Origin of the sequence: Curtobacterium sp. MCBA15_013, assembly GCF_001865095.1 — a bacterium.
In the GTDB taxonomy this organism is placed as follows: Bacteria; Actinomycetota; Actinomycetes; order Actinomycetales; family Microbacteriaceae; genus Curtobacterium.
Genome location: NZ_MJGQ01000031.1, coordinates 8,474 through 11,778, shown reverse-complemented (window position 1 = coordinate 11,778; position 3,305 = coordinate 8,474). Strand labels below are relative to the sequence as shown.

General features: G+C 72.5%; 3 protein-coding genes and 1 pseudogene. All 4 read right to left on the bottom strand.

The features are described from left to right. On the bottom strand, positions 1–1,024 hold a 1,024-nt coding region (locus tag BIV01_RS12905; RefSeq protein ID WP_071303093.1), incomplete at its 3' end, for an MFS transporter. A gap of 217 nt (positions 1,025–1,241) precedes the next feature. Then, positions 1,242–1,868, bottom strand: a pseudogene (ribA, locus tag BIV01_RS12900) (GTP cyclohydrolase II); the annotation flags it as partial. Positions 1,869–1,897: 29 nt separating this feature from the next. Next, entirely contained in the window at positions 1,898–2,950 is a 1,053-nt protein-coding gene (gene ribD / locus BIV01_RS12895) for a bifunctional diaminohydroxyphosphoribosylaminopyrimidine deaminase/5-amino-6-(5-phosphoribosylamino)uracil reductase RibD (protein WP_071296539.1), read from the bottom strand. A gap of 90 nt (positions 2,951–3,040) precedes the next feature. Next, positions 3,041–3,305: GNAT family N-acetyltransferase (locus tag BIV01_RS12890; protein ID WP_175473722.1), on the bottom strand; the 265-nt coding region annotated here is incomplete at its 5' end.

Below are 3,305 nucleotides of genomic sequence, written 5' to 3'. Positions count from 1 at the left end.
AGAGCGCGATGCCGATCGTGGTCGGGATGAGCGTGCGACGACGGCCGAACTTGTCGGCGAGGATGCCTGCGATCGGCGTGAAGATGCCGAAGAACACGACGCCGATCATGAGCAGCGTGAGGAACTCGCCACGGGTGTAGCCGAGGCCGATCTTCGGGACGAGGGGGCCGGCCTCGGCGCCCGTGGTGCCGTAGGACAGCGTGAACGTCGTCATGAAGTAGAAGAGGACGTAGGTCGCGACCATGCCGAAGGTGCCGACGATCACGGCGCGCCACGAGGTGCGGAACACCCGGCCGAGCGGGACCTTGGCGACCGAACCGGACTCCTGGACGCCACGGAACACCGTCGACTCGACGAGCTTGAACCGCACGTAGAGGCCCACGATCACCAGGACGGCCGACAGCAGGAACGGGAGTCGCCAGCCCCAGGCCTGGAAGTCCGGGTTCGGGGTGCCGTCGGCGCCGGCGGGCATCGCCGCGTTGATCGCGATGAACAGGCCGTTGGCGAGCAGGAAGCCGATCGGGGCGCCGAGCTGCGGCATCGAGCCGAACACCCCGCGCTTGCCCTTCGGCGCGTTCTCGGTCGCGAGCAGTGCCGCGCCCGACCACTCGCCACCGAGCCCGACGCCCTGGGCGAAGCGCATCACGGCGAGGAGCACCGGAGCCCAGATGCCGATCGAGTCGAACGTCGGCAGGCAGCCGATGAGGAACGTCGCGGTGCCCATCACGAGCAGGGACGCCACGAGGGTCGCCTTGCGGCCGACGCGGTCGCCGAAGTGGCCGAAGATGATCGACCCGACCGGGCGGGCGAAGAACGCGAGGGCGAACGTGACGAACGAGGACAGCTGCGATGCCGTCGGGTCCTCGTTCGGGAAGAAGAGCGTCGGGAAGACGAGGACCGCGGCGGTCGCGTAGACGTAGAAGTCGTAGAACTCGATGGAGGTGCCGACGAGGCTGGCGATCACGACGCGGGAGCGCGGGTTGCCTGCGGTCTTCGGGGATGCGGGTGCCGGTGCGGCGGACATGGGGTGAGGAGACTCCGTGGATGACGCTCGGGGGGAGCGCAGCGGTGTTCCGGACGGCGGACACCGATCGGTTCGCGCGGGGTGGCGCGGGCACTGATCGGGTGCGTTCGGTTCGTGGTGGTGTACCGCTTGTGACGGGGGCCACCATCGTACGACAGATGTCGTGAACCTGCGAATCCGCTGGATCGTGGCCGGGTCGGGTCGGGCCGGCGCTCGGTCAGGCCAGCGGGCTCCCCGCTTCGAGGTGCGCGGGGAGCTGGTGCCCCATCCGGTCGCGCTTCGTGTCGAGGTACGCCGCGTTCTGCGCGGAGACGCCGACGACCAGCGGCACCAGGCTCTCGACCGTGATGCCGTGCTCCTCGAGCTGGCGACGCTTCTCGGGGTTGTTCGACAGGAGGCGGACGGTGGTGATGCCGAGGTCGGCGAGGATGCCGGCCGCGCCGCCGTACGCCCGCGAGTCGGCGGGGAGACCGAGCGCGAGGTTCGCGTCGAGCGTGTCGAGGCCGTCTTCCTGGAGGCGGTAGGCCTTGAGCTTGTTGATGAGACCGATGCCGCGGCCCTCCTGCCCGCGGAGGTAGATCACGACGCCACCCTCGGCCGCGATCGTGTCGAGCGCGGCGTCGAGCTGCGGGCCGCACTCGCACTTGAGGGAGCCGAACGCCTCGCCCGTCAGGCACTCCGAGTGCACCCGGACGAGGGCGCCGTCGCGCGGTGCTGCACCGTCCGGGCCGGTGGCGATGATCGCGACGTGCTCGGCGCTCGTCACGAGGTCGCGGTACGCGCGCATCTCGAACGTGCCGTGCGTGGTCGGGACGTTCGTCGACACCTCGAACTGGACCGGGCTCCCGGGGGTGGGGGAGGTGAGTGCATCGGTCATGTGGTGCTCCGGTCGTTCTGGGGCCCCGCGATCCCGGGCTCGGCCGCCGCCGGCCGGGGTGCGCGGTGGGGTCGGGCTCGGACCAGCAGGTCGGGGCCGAGGCTGGTGGTCGATAGTACGTCCAACCGGCGACGCTCGCCGATGCTTCCCACACCGACGTCACCGAGGGCAACGCGGGGGCCGCCGAGCAGGACGGGCGCGAGGTAGACGAGGTACTCGTCCACCAGACCGGCCGCGATGAGCGCCGAGGCGACGGTGGGCCCGCCCTCGACGAACACCGAGTGCACGCCGTGGTCCCGCAGTGCGTGGAGCGAGGCGGCGGGGTCGTGGCCGGACAGCGTCAGCAGGGCGCGAGGGTGGCGGCGGACCGCGGCGTCGTCGGGGACCGGCCGGGCGCCGAACACCACCGGGACGGGCTGGTCGGCGAGGAGTTCCCCGGCGTCGCCCCGCGCGGTGAGGCTCGGGTCGTCGGCGAGGACCGTGCCCGTCCCGACGAGGATCGCGTCGTGCGCGGCGCGCTGTTCGTGGACGTGCTGGCGTGCGGCCGCGCCGGTGATCCACTGGCTCGTGCCGTCGGCCGCCGCGGCCCGGCCGTCGAGGCTCGATGCCCACTTCACCGTCACCCACGGGCGTCCGAGGCGCACCGAGAGGAGCCAGCGCTCGAGGAAGTCCTCGACCTCGTCGGCGAGGACGCCCGAGACGACGTCGACTCCGCCGGACCGGAGTCGCTCGGCACCCCCGTGGGCTGCCGGCCCGGGGTCGTCGACGGCGTACACGACGCGGCCGATCCCCGCTTCGAGCAGGGCGACGGCGCACGGACCGGTGCGTCCGGTGTGGTTGCAGGGTTCGAGGGTGACGACGGCGGTCGCGCCGACCAGGTGTGCGGGGTCGACCTTCGACATCGCGTCGACCTCGGCGTGCGGGGTGCCGGCTCCCTTGTGCCAGCCCTCGGCGAGGACCGATCCGTCGGGGGAGAGGATCACGGCGCCGACGCGGACGTGGTCACCGACCGCGGGGCCGAGGGCCGCGAGCTCGAGGCCGCGGCGCATCGCACGGAGCTCGGCCGGCGAGACCGAGGGGTGCGCTGCGGGGGAGGCCGCGGAGTCCGACGGCCGAGGGGTGACGGTCACGGTCCGAGACTATCCGCGAACGGTCGGTGACGCGTCATCCGGGCGTGCCGTCGTCGTCTCGGCCGGCCACGGCAGGTCGGACGCGGGAGCGCCGTCGGCCCGCCGGAGCCCCTTCCACGCCGTCGTCGGAGCGCCGTCCCGCCCGGGGATGAGCGCGTCGCCGGTGCCGGTGTACGAGAACCCCGCGGCACGGGCGACCGAGGCCGAGGCGGTGTTGCCGACGTAGCACTCCCAGTACACGTCCGGCGCACCCTGCGCGAAGGCCCAGTCGAGC